Raw genomic sequence first — 20,507 nt, 5'->3', positions numbered from 1 at the left:
CGGCTTATTAACCTGTCCCGGCGACACCCTTACTCCTCATATACAGACTCATCTTGGACGCTGCCTCGATACCTTAAGCGTAGGCCTTCGCAGGTCTTTGGACAGCTAGACTGTTCGCTATGTCTGTTTCTGAGTTGTCTGCGAGCACCCAGGACTATCTGAAAACCGTGTGGTACCTCGGTGAGTGGTCAGATGCCCCGGTCACGCCGAAACTGATTTCGGATCGGATGGGGCTGAGGCTGTCCTCGGTATCGGATGCGGTGCGCAAACTCACCGAACAAGGTCTTCTTGATCATGCGCCGTACGGCGAAGTGACGTTGACGGATACGGGGCGCGCGCACGCGATTGCGATGGTACGCCGGCATCGTCTGATCGAGACGTTCCTGCTAGAAACCCTTGGATACCGATGGGATCAAGTGCACGATGAGGCCGAGACACTCGAACACGCGGTGTCTGATTTCATGATCGAGCGCCTCGACGAATTCTTGGGCCACCCTGCTCGTGATCCGCATGGCGATCCGATCCCAACGACCGACGGCGATGTGGCACGCCCCAACGCAACGCTCCTCACCACGCTCGCGGCGGGCTCGAAAGCTCGGGTCGAGCGGATCTCTGACGATGATCCGCAACTGCTGCAGTTCTTTGCAGAAAACGGCATACATTTCGGCACGCTGCTCGAAGTGCACCCGAGCGCGCCTTATTCAGAAACCGTGGAGCTTCTTGTTGAGGGGCAAACCGAACGGCTCATGCTAGGGCGTGCTGCTTCTGATGCCGTTTGGGTAGAAGCCTTGTAGCTAACAGCACAGCACCGAACACAAGCCCATAGAACAGCGACATACCCGCACTTGTTGCAGCATCGAGCACATACGCTATCCAGAACCCAGCCAGCGCGCCCACGATGGCGATGAGCACAGTGAGCGCGATCATTGCCGGTAAACGGGTGGTGAGCAGGTAAGCTGTCGCGGGCGGAACAACCACGAGGGCGATAACCAGGATCGCGCCGGCTGCGTTGAACGCGGCAGTCACGGTGACGGAGACGAGGAACATGAACGCAGTATTCATGAGCCCGGAGCGGATGCCGAGGCTGGTTGCGAACTGGGGATCGAAGGTTGTGACCTTGAGCTTTGAATAGAACAACATAAGGAACACGATGTTGATCAGCAGAACACCCAGCATCACATAGAGGTAGGCAGGCCCTAAGTGTGTTCCTGCGATGATGAGGGGCTGCCAGGCCGCGATGTTGAGGTCGCCTGCCAGAACCGCGTGGGTATCAAGGTGGATGTTCGCGAATTCGAGGGTCACCAAGATCACGCCGGCACTGAACAGGGCGGGGAAGATCAGACCTTGCGGGGCGTCACCGGACAGTAAGCCGGTGCGGGCGAGCCATTCGCTTCCCAAGACTACAGCTAACCCTGCCAGTGCAGCCGCGAGGATCAACAAAGGCGAGTTGAAGTTGCGGGTGAGGAAATATCCGAAGATGATCCCGGGGAAAATCGAGTGGCTGATGGCGTCCACGAGCATCGAGTTTCGCCTCAACACAACGAAAACGCCGGGCAGTGCGCAGGCGAGCGCGGTCACTACCGCAAGCAACATGGTCCCGAGTAAGAAGCTCATGCGTGCCCGCCTTCCTCGATCAGTTCCTGTTTAAGGCTCGCGCGTGCACGGGCGCGAGAAACGGCACGAGTGATGATGCTGCGCCGTGGCGCGAACAAGAGCGAAAACAGGAAGATCGTAAACAGTGTGAGAACGATGAGCGGCCCGGTTGGAACTTTGCCGAGCACAATCGACAGGTATGCCCCTACCCCGCTGCCGACGCCACCGATCACGGCCGAGAGCGTTACCATGCCGGGCAGGGTCCTAGTCCATTGTCTAGCCGCTGCAGGTGGGGTGACCACGAAAGCAACCATGAGCACTAGACCCACGGCTTTGACGCCGATCACGGTCGCGATGACGATGGTCGCGAACATGAGGGTGTCGATGGTGCGGGCCCGGAACCCGAGCACCGTGGAGTGGTCCGGGTCGAAGGTCCGTAGCGTGAATTCTTTCCAGAACACCACCACGAGGGCGAGCACGATCACCCCGATGCTGATGCTGGTTACCAGGTCCGCGACGGTGACCACGGAGGCGTTACCAAACAGGTAGTCTTGGATGCCGCCTTTGCCTGGGTAGGCGCCGTTGGCGATGATGCGCATCAAAAGCATCCCGCCACCGAAGAAAACGGTGAGAGATATCGCCATCGCGGTGTCGATACGGATCTTGGAGATGCGGCTGATGCCGTTGGCGATCAGCACCGCGATGGTGCCTACGATGACTGCGCCGAGGATCAGGCCAAGCATGTTGCGGCCGTCAGCGCCCAGCACGCCGACCGCGGTGAGGAACGCGAGCAACGTGCCTGGCAGAGCGGCATGAGAGATCACATCGCTGATGAGCGACTGTTTACGCAGATAAGCGAAGGAACCGAGCGCGCCCGCGACAAGCCCGATGGTCATGGTGCCGAAGAACACCATCCGGTAGGTGTGATTGCTGAAGAATTCGATAAGGCTCACGACGCGGACTCCAGGAACGCTTCATCCGTTACTGAAACCTCATAAGCGATGCGGATGTTCTCCCGCGTGAAGGCTTGTTCGGCCGGGCCGGAGGCGATCACGCGCCGGTTCAGTAGGGTCACGTAGTCGCAGTATTGGCGTACGGTTGCGAGGTCGTGGTGCACGATCACAACGGTCCTGCCTTGCTCTCTGAGGGTGTGCAGAACCGAGACGATAGCTTGTTGGCTTTTCGCGTCGATGCCTTGGAACGGTTCGTCCATGAAGTACAGGTCGGGGGCCTGCACGAGTGTGCGGGCGAGGAACACGCGCTGTCGCTGCCCTCCGGAAAGCTCACCGATCTGCCGCGAAGACAGATCAGCGATCCCCGTCTGTTCGAGGGCAGCGACAGCGCGGGCGCGTTCCTTCTTACCTGGCCGACGAATCCAACCGAGCGATCCGTACGTGCCCATCGTGACCACATCGAGCACCGTGGTCGGGAAATCCCAATCGACACTCGTAGTTTGAGGCATATAACCAACCCGTTTGCGCGCACGCGCCAGCGGTTTACCGAAGAACTCGGACGTGCCAGTCAACGGCTTCACGAGCCCGAGCATCGCTTTGATGAGGGTTGATTTCCCTGCGCCGTTCGGGCCAACGATTCCCATCACAACCCCCTGCGGGACCGTGAAGTCAACGTTGCGTAGAACCGGCACCGCATCGTAGGCAACCGAGAGGTTATGGGTACGGCACGCAGGCGTGGCGGCGCCGTGAAGAGGGCTACCCTCTTGTGGATCTGGTGTTGCGGCAGGCCCGCGTGGATCGCTCAGGTTGGTCACGTCTACTCTCCTGAGGTTTTCAGGGCGTCAGCGATAGCGCGGGCATTGTGTTTGAGGGCACCGATGTAGGTGTCCATGGGTGCCTCAGCGCCCAGGGAGTCTGCGTACAGCTCCTGGTTGGAGACCTTGACGTGCCAGCCATGGGAGCGGACAGCTTCTTTAAGGCTCGTGATCGCCTGGGGGTTAGCTTGGTTGTCCTGGAAGATCACCGGGACCTTTTTATCGGCGATGAACTTCGCGAGTTTCGCCAGCTCAGAGGCGCTGAGTTTCGCTTCGCTGGAGACGAAGTCGGTCGCGTGAACATCAAGGTCGAAGGTTTTACCGAAGTAGTTGAAAGCGTCATGACCAGTAACCAGGATGCGGGGGTTGATTTTGCCTTCTGCTAGAAGGCCGCGTGCCTCATCTACCGCTGCATCGATCTCCTTGAGGTACTTGTCGGCGTTCGCCTTGTATTTTTCGGCGTTGTCCGGGTCCACTTCGGCGAACTTATCGGCGACGTTCTTCACAACGAGCGACCACGCGTCAGGGCTGTTCCATATGTGCGGGTCATGCAACGCATTTCCCTGATCATCAGTTTCAGGCCAGTCCAGCAAGAGGTTCTTGGGGAGGCTCTCCCCCACGGCCACCTGCTTGTCACCGAGGCTTGTGAGCAGGTCCGTCATCTGGGCTTCCAGGTGTAGGCCGTTCCAGAACACGAGATCTGATTTCTGGATGGTCTCGATGTCTTTGGTGGACGGCTGGTAGGTGTGTGGGTCGCCGCCGGGGCCGACCATGGTCGTGACTTCAGCATCGGGCGCGATGTTCTTGACCGCATCAGCGAGGTATCCGGTGGTCGCGTAAACCTTGATCGATTTGCCGTCACCGCCCGCCTCGGTGTTGGAACCGCTGTCAGAGCATGCTGTGAGCCCGAATGTGGCAAGTACGGTGATCGCGATTATAGAGAGGAGTTTCTTGATGTGCTTCAAGAGAGGCAACCTTCCAATGTCAGTAAGTGGGTGAAGGGATTTCCACCCACTAGGACTGTTGATGTGCCCCGCCCAGAGCGCATCATGATGGCATGCCTAAATATAATGTTCGATTCGCCGTAGTTGCAAACAGGGATAGCTCGTAGTCGATTCGAGGAAGGTGAATTTGGCGCGTGATCTACCGGAAGGGAGCGCAAGCAGGCCGCGTATAAGCAGTGCAACCAAGCAGCCTAAAAAAGAGCAGAAACGAAAAGAGCGGTGTTGTAACCAGACCTATTCGGTCTGCGTTACAACACCGCTCAGAAAACGTGCGCGAGGGGGGACTTGAACCCCCACGCCCTTGCGGGCACTGGCACCTGAAGCCAGCGCGTCTACCAATTCCGCCACTCGCGCGTAAACTTATTCGTTCCCTCCACGCTCGATGTGAACACATCATGTGAAAGACAACAGAGAAAAGCTTAACTGAGGATGCCTAGATTTCATAATCGACACATCCGCAACCCCGTCACAGTGCCGCATTTAGTGCCACATTGGGGCGGCTGTAACGCGCGGAAACTTCACTGATTTCAGACAGGTTGAGGCATGAACAGGTGCTTTAGGTAAGATCGGAGAACGATGTGCCCCACATCCGCCGTGCCTGAAAACCAGAATCACGGCAGAACACGGGACACACCGTAGCGCCTCGTGAACCGCGAGCACACAGCAAACACAGTTGAGAGGAGGTTCGTTGTGGGAATTGTCAGAGGATTCGAAAAAGGACTCGAGCGCCTCGTTTCACGCGCATTCCGCGGCAACTCCAACGGGACCATCAAACCCGTAGAGATCGCCAATCTAATCCGTAACACCATGGATGACGAATCTTTCTCGATCTCAGAAGGCCGCACCGTCGCACCGCACTCCTTCACAGTCCGGCTCGGCGCCGACGCGTTCGACCAGGCACGCGAATGGGGTACCGCGCTAGCGCAAGAACTCGCTGACGTCGCACTCGAACACGCGCAACGCCAGGACTATTCACTACGCGACGCCGTAACCGTAACCTTCCGCAAAGACGAATCGATCCAGCCAACACAGATCGAAGTCGATGCTTCCCTCGGCGGAACCAAAGCACCAAGCACGCCACAGCCCCGCCCATCTGCGCGCCCACAACTGAGCTCCGCGGAACAACAAGCCAGCACCCAACACATCCGTCCCACCGGCAACCGGACACCCGTCATCGAAATCGACGGCAGCCGTTACGCCCTAAGCGGCGACAGCGTCGTCATGGGCCGCGCAGGCGATGCCGGACTCCACATCAACGACCAAGGAGCCTCCCGCCGGCACGCCGAAATCGTGCGCCGCGGAAACCGTGTATTCATCCGCGACCTCGGCTCCACCAACGGAACCTACGTCAACGGATCCCGCATCGAAGGCGACGAAGAGCTACTCGACGGAACGATCATCTCGATCGGTCACGCCCGCCTGACCTTCTCCTGGCAGGACGCCCCCGAAGGAATGAGCTAACCGCATGGTCCCCTTGGTAGTGACGCTACTGCGTATCTCTTTCCTCGTATTCCTCTGGATCTTGGTCCTCATCATCGTGATGTCGATGCGCCGAGACCTCGGGGTAGGAAAGCGTGCACGCATACAGCCAGCCGGCGCCCCAGCAGGCCCGTCCGGATCATCCGGACCAGGCGCCGGTATGCCCAGCCAGCCCTCACAGGCGCCCCGCAACATCGCCCACGCCCTCGTTGTTGTTGAAGGCCCCGGGGCCGGCACGTCAGTACGTCTAGCTGCCAGCCCTATCCTGCTCGGCCGCGCGCAGGAAGCGAGCCTCGTGCTGATGGACGACTACGCATCATCCCGACACGCCCGATTGTTCCCGCAAGGAACCCGCTGGTTCCTCGAAGACCTCGGATCAACCAACGGAACCTATGTGGATGAAGTACAGCTGACCCGCGCCCAGCCAATCGAGGTCGGCCAACGCATCCGCATCGGCAAAACCGTGATGGAGCTGCGCCCATAATGGCCCTATATTTCGACTTTGCCGCCCACTCCGATGTGGGCTGTGTACGCCGCAAAAATGACGACTCCGGATACGCGGGCCGTCACTTCGCGGTCGTCGCTGACGGTATGGGCGGCCACGTAGGCGGTGACGTCGCCTCCGCATCGACCGTGTTGGACCTCGTGCACCTGGACCGGCCCGATGTCGAGGAACCCAACACGATCCTCGCTGACGAGATCCAGTCAGCGAACATCATCCTCAACGAACTCGTTGAACAAAACCCCAAACTCTCCGGTATGGGAACCACCGTCAGCGCTATCTTGCTGGAAGGTTCCAAACTTCACCTCGCCCACATCGGCGATTCACGCGCATACCGGTTGCGTGACGGCGAGTGGGAACAGATCACCAAGGACCACACGTTCGTCGAAAAGCTCCTCGCTGAGGGGCGCATCACCGAAGACGAAGCGAAAATCCACCCGCATCGCAACGTGATCATGCGTGTTTTGGGGGACTCTGATGCTTCCCCCGAACTCGATATGTCTGTAATCCCCGCTACCGCCGGGGAACGCTGGATGCTGTGCTCCGACGGCGTGAACGCCGTGGTTTCCGAGGAAGAAACCGAGGAGATCGTTCGTAGCGCCGCGACCCCGCGGGAAGCCGCGGACCGCCTGGTTGAGCGGACCCTCGAACTCGGTTCACCAGATAACGTCACTGTCGCTGTCGTGGACATCGTGGACGATGCTGACAAACCGCTGTCGGAAGAGTTCAGCAACATAGAGATTCCCACCCTTGACACAGGTCAGATCGAGGTTGCTCGCGGCGGTGACCTCGCCGCTAATCAGGCGCTGTTGCGTCACGCGATGGCTAACCGCCCGCATGAACTCGTTGGTGCCGCGCAGCTGGCGACCGAGTCGGGACAGATCCCGATTGTCACGCAGCGTTCCGGTGAGCGTCGCGCGGCCGCGCTACTTCAGCATCGCTCCTCCGAGCGTGAACGCCAACTGGCGCTCGCAGCACTTGATGAGGAGCCGCCACGGCGTCGGTTCGCATGGGTTTTGCCTACCACGCTCGTTGTTTTGGTGCTGATTCTGCTCACGGGCGGTTACTTGGGGTACGCCTGGACCCAAACCCAGTATTACGTGGGAGTCCACAAGGGTAAGGTCACGATGTTTAAGGGTATTTCCCAGGACCTTGGCCCTATCAAGATGTCGAGTGTGGACACCGAATCGAAGATTCCACTTGAGGCGTTGCCCGAATACACTCAAACCCAGCTTAAGAGCGGCATCGCAACACAGTCGCGTAAGGATGCCCAGCAGATCATGCACGATGTGCGGATTACCGCCCAGCAGTCGTGTCCTGTAGTGGCGCCAGCACCGCCTGATGTTGTTGCACCGGATAGCTCAGGTAAGGGTTCACAGTCCTCGCCGGAGAACGCACAGGACGGAAACCCTGGTGATGAGGCTCCGGAGTGGTGCCATGAGTTGCGTGGTGATGTTGAGTGAGCGTTACCGCGAATCGTGCAAAGAAGTTGCCAACCCGGCGTAATACCGAGCTCTTCTTGCTCGTTCTTGCGTTGGGTGTCACGGCTTTAGCGGAGTTTTTGGTTTCCACGACTGCGGGTTCCTCGCGTAATGATCAGTCGTGGCTTCCCAACATTCTCGTTCTGGGTGCCTTTGGCGTAGGCGTGAACATTTCGCTACGCATCTGGGCTAAATATGCCGACCCTTACATACTTCCTGTTTTGGTTGCACTGAACGGGATTGGCTTGGCGATGATCCACCGCCTCGACCTTGCCGGACCGCCAGAATTAGCCACCGCCGCTACATCCCAGTTGCTATATTCCGGTGTCGGCATGGCTTCTGCCGTGATCATCCTGTGGGTCATCCGCGATCACCGCGTACTACGCAAGTTCACGTACGTGTGGCTCGCGGTCTCCGTCGTATTGCTTCTCTTGCCGATGGTTCCCGGCCTCGGTTTCGCAACCTACGGCGCCCGAATTTGGATCCGCATCGGTTCCTTCTCGGTTCAGCCTGGTGAATTCGCCAAGGTCACCCTCGCAATCTTCTTCGCCAGCTATTTGGCTTCCAAACGTGACCTGATCCTCCTAGCAGGCCACAAGATCGGTTCCCTCCAGTTGCCTCGCTATCGCGACCTAGCGCCTATGTTGATCGCATGGTGCATTGCGATGGGCATCATGGTGATGCAGAGGGACCTCGGTAGCGCCCTCATGTTCTTTGGCCTCTTCATGGTCATGATCTATGTAGCAACCGGCAGGATCTCCTGGATCCTCATCGGCGGTGGGCTCGTTGCTCTCGGCGGCTTCTTCGCCTATATGTTCATGGGACACGTCCGGGCCCGTTTCCAGATCTGGTACGACGCTTTCAACCCAGACATCTACTACCGCGATCCAGGCGGCAGCTACCAGGTTGTTCAGGGCCTATTCGGTATGGCTCACGGTGGTCTTGGCGGCACCGGACTAGGTGCTGGCTCCCCTGAACGCATCCCAGTAGCGAAGTCAGACATGATCTACGCCGCTCTCGGTGAAGAAATCGGCCTCGTCGGCCTCTTCGCCGTCGTCATGTTCTTCTTGCTGTTTACCTCGCGCGGTATCCGCGCTGGCCTGGGTGCCCGTGATGGCTTCGGCAAGCTACTAGCCACCGGGCTGTCTTTCGCGGTCGCGTTCCAGTTCTTCATCGTCACAGGCGGCGTGCTACGCATCATCCCATTGACCGGCTTGACCACTCCGTTCATGTCCGCAGGTGGTTCTTCCTTGCTTGCTAACTGGGTTCTAGCGGCAGTGCTGCTGCTCATCAGCCACAATGCGCGGCGCCCAGCAACCGGTGGGTTGCTTACAAGCGAAGATGATTCGCTACTTGCAAGCAAACTTTCGGCGCCTGAGACGCCGTCAGCCCTGGACGCGCGTGAAGATGACCGGCCACGCCCCCAAAGCAACCACACTAGCCAGGCAAACCGGCCGGACCAGTCCAACTCTCGTCCAGGTGCCCATCCACATGCTCGTCCAAGCGGCCGCCGCGCCGCGCATCGGGCAGGACACCAAGACCATCGCGATGATTCCCGGCCTAGTGATGCCCGTCCAAACGCAGGAGGTGCTACGTCAGCATGAATCCAGCAATCCGCCGTACCTGGCTGGCTGTCGTAACCCTGTTTGTAGTTATCCTCATGGGCACAACCTATGTTCAGTTCATCGGCGCTGAAAAACTCAATACGAACCCCCTGAACAGTCGACCCATCCTCGCTAACTATGACCGTCCGCGTGGCGCGATCCTCGTGGACGGCAAACCGATCGCCCAGAGCGTCAGGACTGAAAACGGTCCATATAAGTTCAAGCGAACCTACACGGATTCGAAGCTCTATTCGGGCTTGACGGGTTTCTACTCGATCAACAGTGGCGCAACTCAGCTTGAATCGACTCAAGAGTCGACCTTGTCTGGCACCTCCGATGATCAGTTCTTTGACCGTTTGAGCAACCTCTTCACGGGCAAGGAAGACCGCGGCGCTGATATCGAGCTGACCATCGACCCAGCTATCCAGAAAGCCGCCTACGACGCGCTGCCGGATGGCAAGCAGGGTTCCGTTGTTGTGACTGATCCCCGCGACGGACGCATTCTCGCGATGGTCAACAAGCCGACCTTCGATGCGAACGAGCTGTCTGTAGAGAACGCTGATCAAGCTAAGCAGAACCGGGCCAAGATCGAATCGGTACCTGGTATGTCGGTCAACTGGAATCCCGCGGTCTATGACCGCATCTCACCCGGTTCCTCGTTCAAGTTGCTAACCCTGATCGCGGGGTTGGAGACCGGCGATTTCCAAATGGATGAGGAATATGACAACCCTCCGTCCTGGTCGCCACCTGGTACGGAGAGGGAGTTGAAGAACTTCAGCCTCGGTATTTGCGCTAGCAAGCCGGATAAGGCCCCTCTTACCTTCATCGTTGCGCAGTCCTGTAACACTCCGTTCGCTCAGGTTGTTCAGGACATCGGTGCAGACAAGATGAAGGACGTCACCAAGCGGTTCGGTTTCGGTGAGAAGCCGGACTGGATGGGTTTGGCTCCAACCTCAGCATCGGTGTGGCCAGACACCTCGGACCCTGCCCAGCTTGCGTATTCGTCGATCGGTCAGTTCGATGTTCAGACAACCGCTCTGCAGATGAACATGGTGGCCATGGGTATCGCGAATGATGGAAAGATCATGCGTCCGCAGCTCATCAAACAGGTCACTAGCCCTGATCTGCGTGTTTTGAGGCGTTTCAAGGCCGAGGAGTATGGCCGCGCCACCAGCTCTGACGTCGCTCAGGATATGACCAAGCTGATGCGTGAACCGGTCAAGTCCGGTACAGCTACGGGTGCGCGTGTGTCTGGCGTGGACCTTGCAGCCAAGACGGGTACCGCAGATATTGGCGAATCAGGCAAAGTCAACGGCTGGATCACCGGTTTCTTCCCAGCAGATGAGCCTCAGTATGCGGTCACGATTGTTGTCAAGAACGTCACTTATGAGAAAAGCGCTGGCTTGTCTAGCGCCATCATGAGCAAGATTGAGAGGGCGGTGATGAACCGATGAGACCATCAAGCGGAATGGTTCTTGGAAGCCGCTATAAGCTCACTGACCGCATCGCGATTGGCGGTATGGGTGAGGTTTGGAAAGCTCTAGACGATGTCTTGGGCCGGGTTGTTGCCATCAAGATCCTCAAAGAGGAATATATGGGCGATCCGGGCTTTAGGGAGCGTTTCCGGGCTGAGGCTCGGCATACGGCCCTGCTTAATAATGACGGCATCGCGAATGTTTATGACTACGGCGAGGCCGATGGCTCTGCTTATCTGGTGATGGAGCTGGTTCCCGGCGAGCCGCTTTCCACCATCATTGAGCGTGAACGCAACCTGAACTCTGATTTCACGCTTTCGGTGATCGCTCAGACGGCGCGCGCGTTGGGGTCTGCGCATGCGCGTGGTTTGGTGCACCGCGATGTGAAGCCGGGCAACCTTTTGATCATGCCGTCCGGCAAGGTCAAGATCACTGATTTCGGTATTGCGCGTTTGGCTGATCAGGTTCCGTTGACTGCTACGGGCCAGGTTATGGGTACAGCGCAGTATTTAGCGCCGGAACAGGCTACCGGGCAGCAGGCTACGGGCCAGTCTGATCTGTATTCCTTGGGCGTTATCGGTTACGAGTGCTTGGCTGGTCGCCGCCCATTCACGGGTGAGTCGCAGATCGCCATCGCGTTGGCGCAGGTCAATGACAACCCGCCGGCCTTGCCTGACACGGTGGATGCCCCGGTGAATGCGCTCATCATGTCGATGCTGGCTAAGGATCCTCTGAACCGGCCGGCTAACGCTTCGAAGCTGGCGATTGCTGCCGATGCGTTGCGTGCGGGTCGAGTGTCCGATGCGGTTGCTGCGGTGCCGGGGATGAAGTTGTTCCTGAATCAGGACTCTGATGCCGCCAACGACGCTCCTACTGCCGCGACGACCGTGGTTGATTCTCAGGACGCGAACCCGTCGACCTCGCAGTTGCCTGCGGTGGATTCTGTTTCTGGGTCCGCGGCTCCTTCCTTCCCGATGTTCGAATCGGGTGAGGAAGATGCCGGTTTCCCTGGGCCTTCGGATCCGGATGATGATGAGGATGATGGCGGTAAGAAGACGTGGCTGTGGTGGCTCATTGGTCTTCTGGTGCTTGCGCTGATTGTTGGTGGCGCGGTCCTGATTCCGAAGTTGACTGGTGGTTCGGCGAAGCCGAGTCCTTCGGTCAGCGAGTCTGTTTCGGAGTCTGAATCCGAATCTGAATCAGAATCCGAGTCTGAGTCCAAGAGCGCGGAGGATACCGTGCTGGTGACTAAGTCGAAGTACCTTGGCCAGCCGTATCAACAAGCCATAGCTGAGCTTGAATCGCGTGGCTTTAAGGTTGAGGCAGAGCCTCGCCAGGTTTCCTCGGCGTCGCAAGCGGCTCGGGTTGTGGATATCGACCCGACGGGTGAGCTCGAGAAGGGTAGCAACATCACCATCTATTACGGTGCGTTCACTTCTCCGCAGCCGGCCCCGTCGCCAACTCAGCAACAACCGACTCAGCAGCCCCGCCCTTCGCGGACGCAGCAGCCGAGCCCAACTCAAACTGAGCAGCCTTCACAGACAGAGCAGCCAAGCCCGACCTCGGAGCCGCCTAGTGAAACTGCACAGCCGAGCGCAGAGCCTAGCCAGAGTGCCCCGCAACGATCAGGTAGGCCGTTGCCATCCATTGACCCTCCAAGTAACAACTGAGGTGACTCGTGACTGAGGACGAACAGCAAGACCGCCCCCGTCATCGGGAGGAAGAGCAAGCGGCGCAGCCACGCCAGCACACTCTGAATGGTCGTTATGAGCTTGACCGCTTGATTGGCCGCGGGGGCATGGCCGATGTATGGCTGGCTCGCGACGTTTTGTTGGGCCGCGATGTGGCCGTGAAGATTCTGCGCTCCGATTTGGCGCGGGACCCTATTTTCCAGGCTCGTTTCCGCCGCGAAGCGAAGGCTGTGGCTGGCCTGAATGACCCTACGATTGTCTCTGTTTTTGATACTGGTGACACGGATGTTCGCATCCCGGGGGAGCATTCGAGCCTCAAGGTCCCGTTCATCGTGATGGAGTACGTGGCAGGCCATACGCTCAAGGAACGCCTCAAGCATGGCCCGTTGTCGCAGAAGGACGCGATCAACGCGACCCTCGGTGTTCTAGCGGCGTTGTCGTCATCTCATAAGCAAGGCATTGTGCACCGCGACATCAAGCCTGCCAACGTGATGGTCACCAATTCCGGGTCTATCAAGGTCATGGACTTCGGTATTGCGCGTGCGTTGGCGGATTCCGCCGCGACCATGACACAGCCACAAACGGTTGTGGGTACTGCCCAGTATCTTTCACCTGAGCAGGCTCGTGGCGATGATGTTGATCAGCGTTCGGACCTGTATTCGGCCGGTTGCTTGCTGTTTGAGTTGTTGACGGGCCGCCCTCCTTTCCAAGGCGATTCTCCAGTTTCAGTCGCGTATCAGCACGTGAGTGAAGCTCCACCGCGTGCTCAGCGTTTCAACCCTGAGATCCCGCAGGCTATGGAAGAGCTTTTGCAGGTCGCGTTAGCCAAGGACCGCGAGGACCGCTACCAGACCGCGGATGAGTTCGCCGCTGCGTTGCGTTCCGTGCAGCGTGGAGAGACACCGCCGTCGCCGGCTACGCTCGCGACGCGCACCCTGCCTGCTGCGGCACCTGCGGCAGCGATTATGGGTGCAACCCAAATGCCGCAGAACGGCTCTGGGCATGCCATGAACGGGCAGCCTTTGAACGCCCAGCCTGTTGCGTTGCAGGAAAGCAATGACGATGAGGAGCTTGAGGAGCGCGATAGGCGCAGCCGGAAGGGTCTGTGGATCGCTTCTTCGATCTTCGGTGTGTTGCTGATCGTCGGCGTGGTGTTCGGGCTGCTGTGGATGCAGGCTGAACGCGAAAGGAACGCGCCAGTCAACATTCCTTCTTTGGAAAACCTCTCTCTCGAGCAGGCGCAAGCGAAGCTGAGTGAGCTTGAACTCAACTATGAGGTCAAGGAAGAGCACTCGGATTCCGTTGATGAGGGCCATGTGATCTCGACTGACCCTGCGGCTGGCACGAGCGTGAAGAAGCAGACCGTGGTGACGCTCATGGTTTCTGAGGGTACCGATAAGGTTAAGGTTCCCCGTGACGTGATCGGTAAGAATGAGCGCGAAGCCCGTCGAATCTTGGAAGAAGCGAAGCTCACGGTTTCGGATGACGTCAAGACGAAGGACTCCGCTAGCGAATCGCAGGGGACGGTGCTTGAGGTGAGCCCGAAACCTGGGACTGAGTTGCGTTTCGGTGACGAAGTCCAGTTAACAATTTCTTCGGGTGAGGTCAGCCTTCCTGACGTGACGGGGCTTGAGGAATCCGAAGCCGTCAAGAAGTTGACCTCGGATGAGTACAAGCTTGAGGTCCAGGTGACCCGCGCCGTGGATGATTCTGTTGACGAGGGGACCGTGGTTTCTCAGCGTCCAGGCAAGGGCACTAAGACCTCGCCGGGCAGCATCGTTGTGATCGTGGTTGCGGAGGCTCCGGAACAACCGAGTGAAAGCCCGTCCGATGAGTCTGAAGATGGGGGAGATGAATCCGATTCCGGAGAGGATTCTGAGGAATCCCCGTCCTCAACCATCGGAGCCGACGAATAGTCTCGGAATCGTCGAGTAGTCACCGTTGACCATCGGCCGCTATCTAGTATCAGCGGCCGATGGTCATATCAGCGTTCGGCCTTGCCACACCGGTTGCTCTCTTATGCCGTAGAGGCCGCTGACTAGCGCTGATTGACACTACTGATGAGCGGGCTGAGTTTCTCAGCCCGCTCTGCTGCGCCCGGCAGGCCAAGGGCTTCGAGCCAGTTACCGAGCATCCGATAGCCGTCTTGTGTCAGGACGGACTCGGGGTGGAACTGCACACACCATGCCAGTGCGGTCTTGTGAGCTAGCCCCATGATCACCCCGTCCTGGGTTTGGGCGGTTACCTCGAGATCATCTGGGACCGTACCGGCTTGCACTGCCAGCGAGTGGTACCGGGTTGCTGTGAACGGATTGGCGACCCCTTCGAACATGGGGTGGCCCGTGTGTTCTACGAGTGAGGTTCGCCCGTGCATAAGCTGTTCTGCGTGGCTCACTATGCCGCCGAACGCCTCAGCTTGAGACTGCAGACCTAAGCAGACCCCATACAGCGGAATATTCCGTTCAACACATATACGGATTAGACCTATGCTTATTCCGGCATTTAGTGGATTGCCTGGGCCGGGGGAGATGAGTACGCCATCGAAATCTTCTGCTAGATTCCGGGCTTCTTCGAGTGAATATTCGTCATTGCGAATAACTCTGACTTGCGCTCCGAGCTCACGGAGATAACCCACCAGCGTATAGACGAACGAGTCATAGTTGTCGACAACAAGTACCCGACCACCCTGCAACGATTCCTGACGCTGCGCTGCCTCAGGGCTCAGCCGCTCGTGCGCACGGCCCCCTAGTTGGTACCCGTGTGTCACTTGCCTCCGCCTAACGTTCCCAGAATGCTCCCGCTAACCGTGGAGTCTTGCCACGGGCTGTAGGGGTTCAGCAGAGGGAAGACGTAGTTCATGAGCAAGAGGATCACAAAGACTGCAAGGAGGATCGCTTGGAGTACCCGGATCCATAGTGGGCCAGGTAGGAGCCTGAAAATGAAGCCGTACATCAGCCGTTTCCACCCGTAGTTTTAGTGACGATGTCTTCGATTTCGGCAGGGATTGGTTCACCGCGTTTAGAGAAGTCGGTTTGTTCGAAGGTTGAGATGATGCGCTCGGCCATACTGAACGGCGGATGGCAGGTTGTCAGCGTCATAAGTTTCTCTTGCGGTTTCGCTCCGGGCTGGCCAGGTACTGGAAGTAGTACGTCGGATTGCTCCGGGCTGACGTACTGGAGTTGCCGGAGCTTATATGAGTAGATGCCGTCCTTGGTTTGAATGTAGGCGGTGTCGCCTTCGCTGAGTTTGTCCATGTCCCAGAACACTTGCCCGTGGGTTTGGCGGTGGCCAGCGAACGCTACGTTGCCCTTCTCGCCAATCATTTGGGTTTGTGGGTAGCGGCCTACGCCCACGGTGTTGAGGACATCCATCCCAATGCCTTCAGCGATGGGCTTGGCATAGTTGTGGCCGAATTTAGGGATATAGAGGATTCCCCAGGTTTCCCCTTCGATCGGGGTAGTGGGTTTACCGTCCTTGCTCTTCTTCTCGGCTTGATCCCATTCTTGGGTGACCTGGCTGATGGCGTTTTGCTGAACGGATTCGGCTTCGATGTTGGTCCACCACAGCTGCCAACCAATGAAGAGGAGGACGAAGAGACCTGCGGTGAGCAAAAGTTCAGCGATGATCCCGATGATCACTGACCCGACGCTGCGTCGCCTGCGAGGCCGTCGGGCAATTGGCTCTGCTGTCACAAGCCCCTCCTGAGTTTGTTAGCTCTATTGTGGACTCTTTAGCATTTTCAGGGTTATGTACCGTTAGAATGTGATGTTGAGCCCGAGCCCGGGAACACTAACCAATATTACAACCTGTTCATATCCAGGCGTTGAACACTGAGCCGTTGACACCGCTACGTTGAATGGGTTGAGGAGGACACGTGTCTGAATCTTCCAAGCGCGCATCTTCTAATCCGAAGAAGATTGGGAACCCTGCTGCACGTAACGCTGCGATCAAGCAGCAGGAGCTGACTCGTCGTCAGCGCCGTGAGGCCAGCGAGTTCCAGCCTGTTTCTCCTGTATATAAGGCCATCATGTTTGGCTTCATGATTCTCGGTCTGGTGTGGATCGTGACGTTCTATGTTGCCCACATGGTCGGTGTCGAGTTGCCGATCCCGAGGATCGGTAACTGGAACATTCTGATTGGCTTCGGTATCTCCATGATCGGCTTCATCATGATGTTCGGCTGGCGAGAATAGAGCCAGTCATCTTATCTACTCAGCTTTTGAGGGGCGGAAGTTCGCATGAGTTGCGGGCTTCCGCCCCTTTCGTATCTGCCTCAATAGGTGTGTGTGCTCAGCTCGATACGAGTTTGAGCCCAATCACGCACGCGATCATCCCTAACAGGAGAAGCACTTTGATGATGCTGAAGTTTTCGTCACCGGTGATCATCCCGTAGGCGACGGCCGCGGACGCTCCGATGGAGACCCAGATGGCGTAAGCCGAACCGGTTGGCAGGGTTCTCATGGCCCATGCGAGTCCGCCCATCGAGACTGCTGCGGTGATGAAGAAGATGACCGTGGGCCACAGCTTAGTGAACCCCTCGGATTTGCCGAGGGCCGTGGCCCACACGGCTTCGAAGAGCCCGGACACGATCAATACAACCCACGCCATGCTGTTCCTCTATCTTCCTACCGTCTTGTTCGACCGTCCTATTCGACCATCTTGGTGCGAACAGCCTCCGTTCCACAGTATCCACGAGGGCATTCCGCGACCGAAGCAAAGAGCGGTAGATGTGCGATGCAGGCCGAGAAACGGCGACTGTGGATTACAAGAGCTGTGGACGTGTGAACTTGAGTTATCCACAGGTGGGGATAAAGTGTGTGGATTGCGAAATATTCTCACAGTCTATGTACAGAAAGATGTCCGGATCCACGGAATCACAGTCATCCCCGTATCTTAAGGTCTGAAAGATCCTTCATAAATCACAACGGTGTAAGTTCTCCACACTGTGGAAAACGACTGTGGATAAACATGAAGATAACGGCAGGTGGCGAAAAGTAACGAGAATTCCAAGATTCTGTCAACACCCGTGCACAAAGTTATCCACAGGTGGGGATAAAAAGTGGGAAAACATTCGAACACATCTTCGCTAGTGCTTGCTTTAAGTAATCTTTAAGCTGGATCTTGGCCTAGGTTATAGTTAGCACAGTTTTTCTTCGAATATTTGTCCCTTATTCGAATTACACCGTTGTGTTCTTGTCCACACTGTGGAGAACCACTGTGGATAAGTAAAGACGCCGCGTGCTTTACGCGGCGTCTGGGCTAGAGGTCAGTCAGGATGAGGGACAGGGGTCGCCATCAGGAGCAGAGGTCAGGGTCAGTCCTCTGCCCTAGGTCAGGCTCACAAGGCTTAGCTCGCAATGTTGTACGTCACGGTGTTGCACATCACGGTGTGATGCCGTATTTCGTGAGCGTTGATGTTACGTGGCTCGTGCTCAGCCATACGGCGAGGGCAACCACTCCGGCATAGATCGCAACTTCTGCAATGCGGCGCGGTACTTCCGTCACGATCTTCTGCCGCGACACGGAGGGTTTGATTCCTTCTGTCACATCGAAGAGGTCACTCACACGTTCAAGAACATAGGGCTGGAAGCGTGCGGTCGCGCCCAGCACGATACCTGTGATTGCTCCGCCGAGGTGGCCTTCCCACGAAACTCCTGGCATGAACAGCCCCTGGAGAAACATGATGACCACAACGGTCGTGAGGCTTGCGAACGCCGTGGTTGCTCCTTTACGCAGGACCATGAGTAGGGAAGTGCACAGGGCGAAGATCCCGCCGGAGGCACCCAGCGCCCCGTCGATGGGGCTTGTTAGCAATACGACCGCGGCACTTCCTCCCACGACGCCTACGAGGAAGACTGCTATGAACCGGATTGTGCCTAGGATCCGTTCGAGCAGCAGCCCCACGTACCACAGCATCAGCAGGTTACTCAGTAGGTGCGCTGAAGGCAGGAACTCGGTGCTGTGGACAAACCCTGAACTCAATAGACGCCACGGTTGCTCGTTAACGTAGACCCCGCGGATCAACATGTCCTCGGTGAAGCTTTCCACCACAAGCTGGACGATATAGAACGCCACCAAGACCACAGTGATGATGATTGTTCCCGGGTAACGCACCAGCAGATTCCTCATTGATATCCCCGTTCGTTTGATGTCTCCATGGTGAGAGCCCTTAAAGGCAGGTGCCCCGGCGCTGTTACAGCACCGGGGCACCTAAGCGAGCCACAAGTTACAGCTTCTTAATATCGATCGAGGAAATAACGACGTCCTCGAGTGGCTTATCGGCCGGGCCCGTAGGGACTGCGTTGAGCTTATCCACGACGGCCTTGGACGCATCGTCCACAACCTCACCGAAGATGGTGTGGTTGCCCTGCAGCCATGTGGTTGGCACGGTCGTGATGAAGAACTGGGAACCGTTGGTGCCGCGGCCCATCCGCTTACCTGCGTTGGCCATCGCGAGCTTATACGGTTCAGCGAACGTCAGTTCGGGATGGATCTCGTCATCAAACTGGTAGCCCGGGCCACCGATGCCGCGACCCAGAGGGTCACCGCCCTGGATCATGAAGTCCTTGATGATGCGGTGGAAGATGGTGCCGTTGTACAGGGGAGTGCCTTTACGGGCTTCACCCGTTGCAGGGTCGGTCCATTCTTTCTCGCCGGTTGCCAAACCAACAAAGTTCTCAACAGTCTGTGGCGCGTGGTTGCCGAACAGATTCAGAATTACGTCGCCCAAGCTCGTATGAATAGTTGCTTCATGCGTTGCAATGCTCATGCCCCCATCATCCCATGAGGCGCCCCTGTTTATGTGGCCGAATCATACGCGTTCAGTGAACAGGTTGGGGCAAGTTCTACAAATCCCAACACAACACCTCGTTTTCCGTCTAGGGTAAATGTATGGAACAACGTCTACTCATGTGTGGACGAACAACTAAAACAGGAGAGCAGTCATGAAAGACCGTTCAGTTAAGAAGACAGAAGGCGCAATTGCCAGCACTGTCGAGAATGTACGCGATTGGGCTGCTCCTAAGCTCCATGCGGCCACCGAAGCGCTTGCTCACGGTTATGAGCAGGTTTCCCCGGTTATTGCCGATGGTTTGAACACCGCTAAGGAGAAGGCAGCAGACATGATGGAAAAGGTTCAGGACGACGTCGTCCCCGCAGCTAAGGATTTCGCCTCCCGCGCGCAAGAAACCGCTAGCGAGACCTTTACGAACGCTAAGACTAAAGCTTCCGAGCTGGCAGCCCAGGCTCAGGCTGGAGCTAACGCTGGCCGTGCAGAGTTGGAAAAGTCCGCTAAGAAAGCGAAGAAGGGCAAGAAGATGTCCAAGCGTCAGTTGAAGAAGCAGGCTAAGCAGGCGGCCGAGGCGGCTCGTAAGGCAGCCGCTAAGGAGCGTAAGAAGCAGAAGAAGTCCGGCGGCAAGAAGTTCTTCTTGTTCGTCCTCTTCGCAGCGATTGGTGCTGCCGCTGTTGCTGCTTGGCGTGCATCCCGTCCAGTCGAGGACCCTTGGAAGAACCCTGCTCCTCAGGAGAAGGCCCCGACCTTGGCTTCGAAGCCAGCTTCCGAGAAGGAGTCCACTGTGGAGAAGGCTAAGGACGCCGCTAAGACCGGTGTCGATGCCGCTAAGGACAAAGCTGCAGACGTCAAGGAGAAGGTCACTGGCGAGAAGCCTAAGCAGTCCGGCCGCCGCGCAGCCGATAAGCCAGTTGCTGAGAAGCCGGCTGCGGAGAAGCCGCTGAAGAACGCAAGCACCGGTTCGGATAACCCACTGAACAAGTAAGCGTTCCCGCTCGCAGACAGCGAGCTCAAAGACGCGAGAGCGCCCCCTCACCACACGTTGGTGAGGGGGCGCTCTCTTTATGCCTCGCTTCCTTTAACGGCCCTCACAAGGGCGTCAACAGGCCCACGGGGCGTCA

20 protein-coding genes and 1 tRNA gene are annotated in these 20,507 nt (G+C 57.6%); 10 read left to right on the top strand and 11 right to left on the bottom strand.

Going from position 1 to position 20,507, the window contains the following annotated elements:
• Positions 1-119 precede the first annotated feature (119 nt).
• On the top strand, positions 120-794 hold the full coding sequence (locus tag J2S67_RS09265) for a metal-dependent transcriptional regulator (RefSeq protein WP_035756047.1): 675 nt from the start codon (positions 120-122) through the stop codon (positions 792-794).
• On the opposite strand, the gene J2S67_RS09260 is transcribed toward J2S67_RS09265, so the two are convergent.
• The 5 genes from J2S67_RS09260 to J2S67_RS09240 form a co-directional block, all read right to left on the bottom strand.
• Entirely contained in the window at positions 745-1,614 is an 870-nt protein-coding gene (locus J2S67_RS09260; protein WP_035756049.1) for a metal ABC transporter permease, read from the bottom strand. The two genes, J2S67_RS09265 and J2S67_RS09260, sit on opposite strands and share 50 nt — an antisense overlap.
• Entirely contained in the window at positions 1,611-2,546 is a 936-nt protein-coding gene (locus J2S67_RS09255) for a metal ABC transporter permease (protein WP_035756052.1), read from the bottom strand. The genes J2S67_RS09260 and J2S67_RS09255 overlap by 4 nt, the downstream gene beginning before the upstream one ends.
• Positions 2,543-3,361, bottom strand: coding sequence for a metal ABC transporter ATP-binding protein (locus J2S67_RS09250; protein ID WP_232219274.1), 819 nt, complete (start codon positions 3,359-3,361; stop codon positions 2,543-2,545). Before J2S67_RS09250 ends, J2S67_RS09255 begins: the two co-directional genes overlap by 4 nt.
• Positions 3,362-3,363: 2 nt before the next feature.
• Complete coding sequence (locus J2S67_RS09245) at positions 3,364-4,326, bottom strand: metal ABC transporter substrate-binding protein (RefSeq protein WP_198020643.1); 963 nt, start codon at positions 4,324-4,326, stop codon at positions 3,364-3,366.
• 309 nt (positions 4,327-4,635) lie between these two features.
• Positions 4,636-4,719 (bottom strand) — tRNA-Leu (locus tag J2S67_RS09240).
• A gap of 336 nt (positions 4,720-5,055) precedes the next feature.
• Here J2S67_RS09240 and J2S67_RS09235 point away from each other — a divergent pair.
• The 7 genes from J2S67_RS09235 to pknB are packed head-to-tail and all read left to right on the top strand — an operon-like array spanning position 5,056 to position 14,513.
• Complete coding sequence (locus J2S67_RS09235; protein WP_070507537.1) at positions 5,056-5,826, top strand: FhaA domain-containing protein; 771 nt, start codon at positions 5,056-5,058, stop codon at positions 5,824-5,826.
• A 4-nt stretch (positions 5,827-5,830) separates the two neighbouring features.
• Positions 5,831-6,328, top strand: coding sequence for an FHA domain-containing protein FhaB/FipA (locus tag J2S67_RS09230; protein WP_070507536.1), 498 nt, complete (start codon positions 5,831-5,833; stop codon positions 6,326-6,328).
• Positions 6,328-7,809, top strand: coding sequence for a PP2C family protein-serine/threonine phosphatase (locus J2S67_RS09225; protein WP_310248459.1), 1,482 nt, complete (start codon positions 6,328-6,330; stop codon positions 7,807-7,809). Before J2S67_RS09230 ends, J2S67_RS09225 begins: the two co-directional genes overlap by 1 nt.
• Complete coding sequence (locus tag J2S67_RS09220) at positions 7,806-9,431, top strand: FtsW/RodA/SpoVE family cell cycle protein (protein ID WP_310248456.1); 1,626 nt, start codon at positions 7,806-7,808, stop codon at positions 9,429-9,431. The genes J2S67_RS09225 and J2S67_RS09220 overlap by 4 nt, the downstream gene beginning before the upstream one ends.
• Positions 9,428-10,885: a penicillin-binding transpeptidase domain-containing protein gene (locus J2S67_RS09215; protein ID WP_310248453.1), complete on the top strand. Its 1,458-nt coding sequence runs from the start codon at positions 9,428-9,430 to the stop codon at positions 10,883-10,885. Before J2S67_RS09220 ends, J2S67_RS09215 begins: the two co-directional genes overlap by 4 nt.
• Positions 10,882-12,576 carry a protein kinase domain-containing protein gene (locus J2S67_RS09210; protein WP_377649438.1) on the top strand — a complete coding sequence of 565 codons (1,695 nt, stop codon included), beginning with the start codon at positions 10,882-10,884 and terminating at the stop codon, positions 12,574-12,576. Before J2S67_RS09215 ends, J2S67_RS09210 begins: the two co-directional genes overlap by 4 nt.
• Positions 12,577-12,584: 8 nt before the next feature.
• Entirely contained in the window at positions 12,585-14,513 is a 1,929-nt protein-coding gene (pknB, locus tag J2S67_RS09205; protein WP_310248447.1) for a Stk1 family PASTA domain-containing Ser/Thr kinase, read from the top strand.
• A gap of 122 nt (positions 14,514-14,635) precedes the next feature.
• On the opposite strand, the gene J2S67_RS09200 is transcribed toward pknB, so the two are convergent.
• From J2S67_RS09200 to J2S67_RS09190, 3 genes are all read right to left on the bottom strand, one after another.
• On the bottom strand, positions 14,636-15,289 hold the full coding sequence (locus tag J2S67_RS09200) for an anthranilate synthase component II (RefSeq protein WP_310248821.1): 654 nt from the start codon (positions 15,287-15,289) through the stop codon (positions 14,636-14,638).
• A 71-nt stretch (positions 15,290-15,360) separates the two neighbouring features.
• Positions 15,361-15,549, bottom strand: coding sequence for a hypothetical protein (locus J2S67_RS09195; protein WP_035756061.1), 189 nt, complete (start codon positions 15,547-15,549; stop codon positions 15,361-15,363).
• Positions 15,549-16,289, bottom strand: a complete 741-nt coding sequence (locus J2S67_RS09190; RefSeq protein ID WP_070491328.1) for a class E sortase — start codon at positions 16,287-16,289, stop codon at positions 15,549-15,551. Before J2S67_RS09190 ends, J2S67_RS09195 begins: the two co-directional genes overlap by 1 nt.
• A gap of 182 nt (positions 16,290-16,471) precedes the next feature.
• On the opposite strand from J2S67_RS09190, the gene J2S67_RS09185 reads away from it, so the two are divergent.
• Positions 16,472-16,789 (top strand): cell division protein CrgA, encoded by a 318-nt coding sequence (locus J2S67_RS09185; protein WP_310248442.1) that lies wholly within the window; start codon positions 16,472-16,474, stop codon positions 16,787-16,789.
• A gap of 97 nt (positions 16,790-16,886) precedes the next feature.
• On the opposite strand, the gene J2S67_RS09180 is transcribed toward J2S67_RS09185, so the two are convergent.
• The 3 genes from J2S67_RS09180 to J2S67_RS09170 form a co-directional block, all read right to left on the bottom strand.
• The gene (locus tag J2S67_RS09180) at positions 16,887-17,204 is read right to left on the bottom strand and encodes a DMT family transporter (protein ID WP_310248438.1); all 318 of its coding nucleotides are present in this window, start codon (positions 17,202-17,204) and stop codon (positions 16,887-16,889) included.
• Between the two features lie 774 nt (positions 17,205-17,978).
• Positions 17,979-18,710, bottom strand: coding sequence for a rhomboid family intramembrane serine protease (locus J2S67_RS09175; protein WP_052048438.1), 732 nt, complete (start codon positions 18,708-18,710; stop codon positions 17,979-17,981).
• A 112-nt stretch (positions 18,711-18,822) separates the two neighbouring features.
• Positions 18,823-19,365, bottom strand: coding sequence for a peptidylprolyl isomerase (locus J2S67_RS09170; RefSeq protein ID WP_310248432.1), 543 nt, complete (start codon positions 19,363-19,365; stop codon positions 18,823-18,825).
• 175 nt (positions 19,366-19,540) lie between these two features.
• Here J2S67_RS09170 and J2S67_RS09165 point away from each other — a divergent pair, with 175 nt between their 5' ends.
• Positions 19,541-20,371, top strand: coding sequence for a hypothetical protein (locus tag J2S67_RS09165; protein WP_310248430.1), 831 nt, complete (start codon positions 19,541-19,543; stop codon positions 20,369-20,371).
• Positions 20,372-20,507: the final 136 nt, after the last annotated feature.

The sequence above is a fragment of the Pseudoglutamicibacter albus genome (assembly GCF_031458175.1).
In the GTDB taxonomy this organism is placed as follows: Bacteria; Actinomycetota; Actinomycetes; order Actinomycetales; family Micrococcaceae; genus Pseudoglutamicibacter; species Pseudoglutamicibacter albus.
This window is presented reverse-complemented; position numbering and strand designations above follow the sequence as displayed.

What these genes read in the sequence shown, in the direction of transcription:
- J2S67_RS09170 (WP_310248432.1), bottom strand. Translation starts at nt 19,365, where the DNA reads ATGAGCATTGCAACGCATGAAGCAACTATTCATACGAGCTTGGGCGAC.
- J2S67_RS09225 (WP_310248459.1), top strand. Translation starts at nt 6,328, where the DNA reads ATGGCCCTATATTTCGACTTTGCCGCCCACTCCGATGTGGGCTGTGTA.
- J2S67_RS09180 (WP_310248438.1), bottom strand. Translation starts at nt 17,204, where the DNA reads ATGGCGTGGGTTGTATTGATCGTGTCCGGGCTCTTCGAAGCCGTGTGG.
- J2S67_RS09210 (WP_377649438.1), top strand. Translation starts at nt 10,882, where the DNA reads ATGAGACCATCAAGCGGAATGGTTCTTGGAAGCCGCTATAAGCTCACT.
- J2S67_RS09260 (WP_035756049.1), bottom strand. Translation starts at nt 1,614, where the DNA reads ATGAGCTTCTTACTCGGGACCATGTTGCTTGCGGTAGTGACCGCGCTC.
- J2S67_RS09215 (WP_310248453.1), top strand. Translation starts at nt 9,428, where the DNA reads ATGAATCCAGCAATCCGCCGTACCTGGCTGGCTGTCGTAACCCTGTTT.
- J2S67_RS09195 (WP_035756061.1), bottom strand. Translation starts at nt 15,549, where the DNA reads ATGTACGGCTTCATTTTCAGGCTCCTACCTGGCCCACTATGGATCCGG.
- J2S67_RS09265 (WP_035756047.1), top strand. Translation starts at nt 120, where the DNA reads ATGTCTGTTTCTGAGTTGTCTGCGAGCACCCAGGACTATCTGAAAACC.
- J2S67_RS09165 (WP_310248430.1), top strand. Translation starts at nt 19,541, where the DNA reads ATGAAAGACCGTTCAGTTAAGAAGACAGAAGGCGCAATTGCCAGCACT.
- J2S67_RS09230 (WP_070507536.1), top strand. Translation starts at nt 5,831, where the DNA reads ATGGTCCCCTTGGTAGTGACGCTACTGCGTATCTCTTTCCTCGTATTC.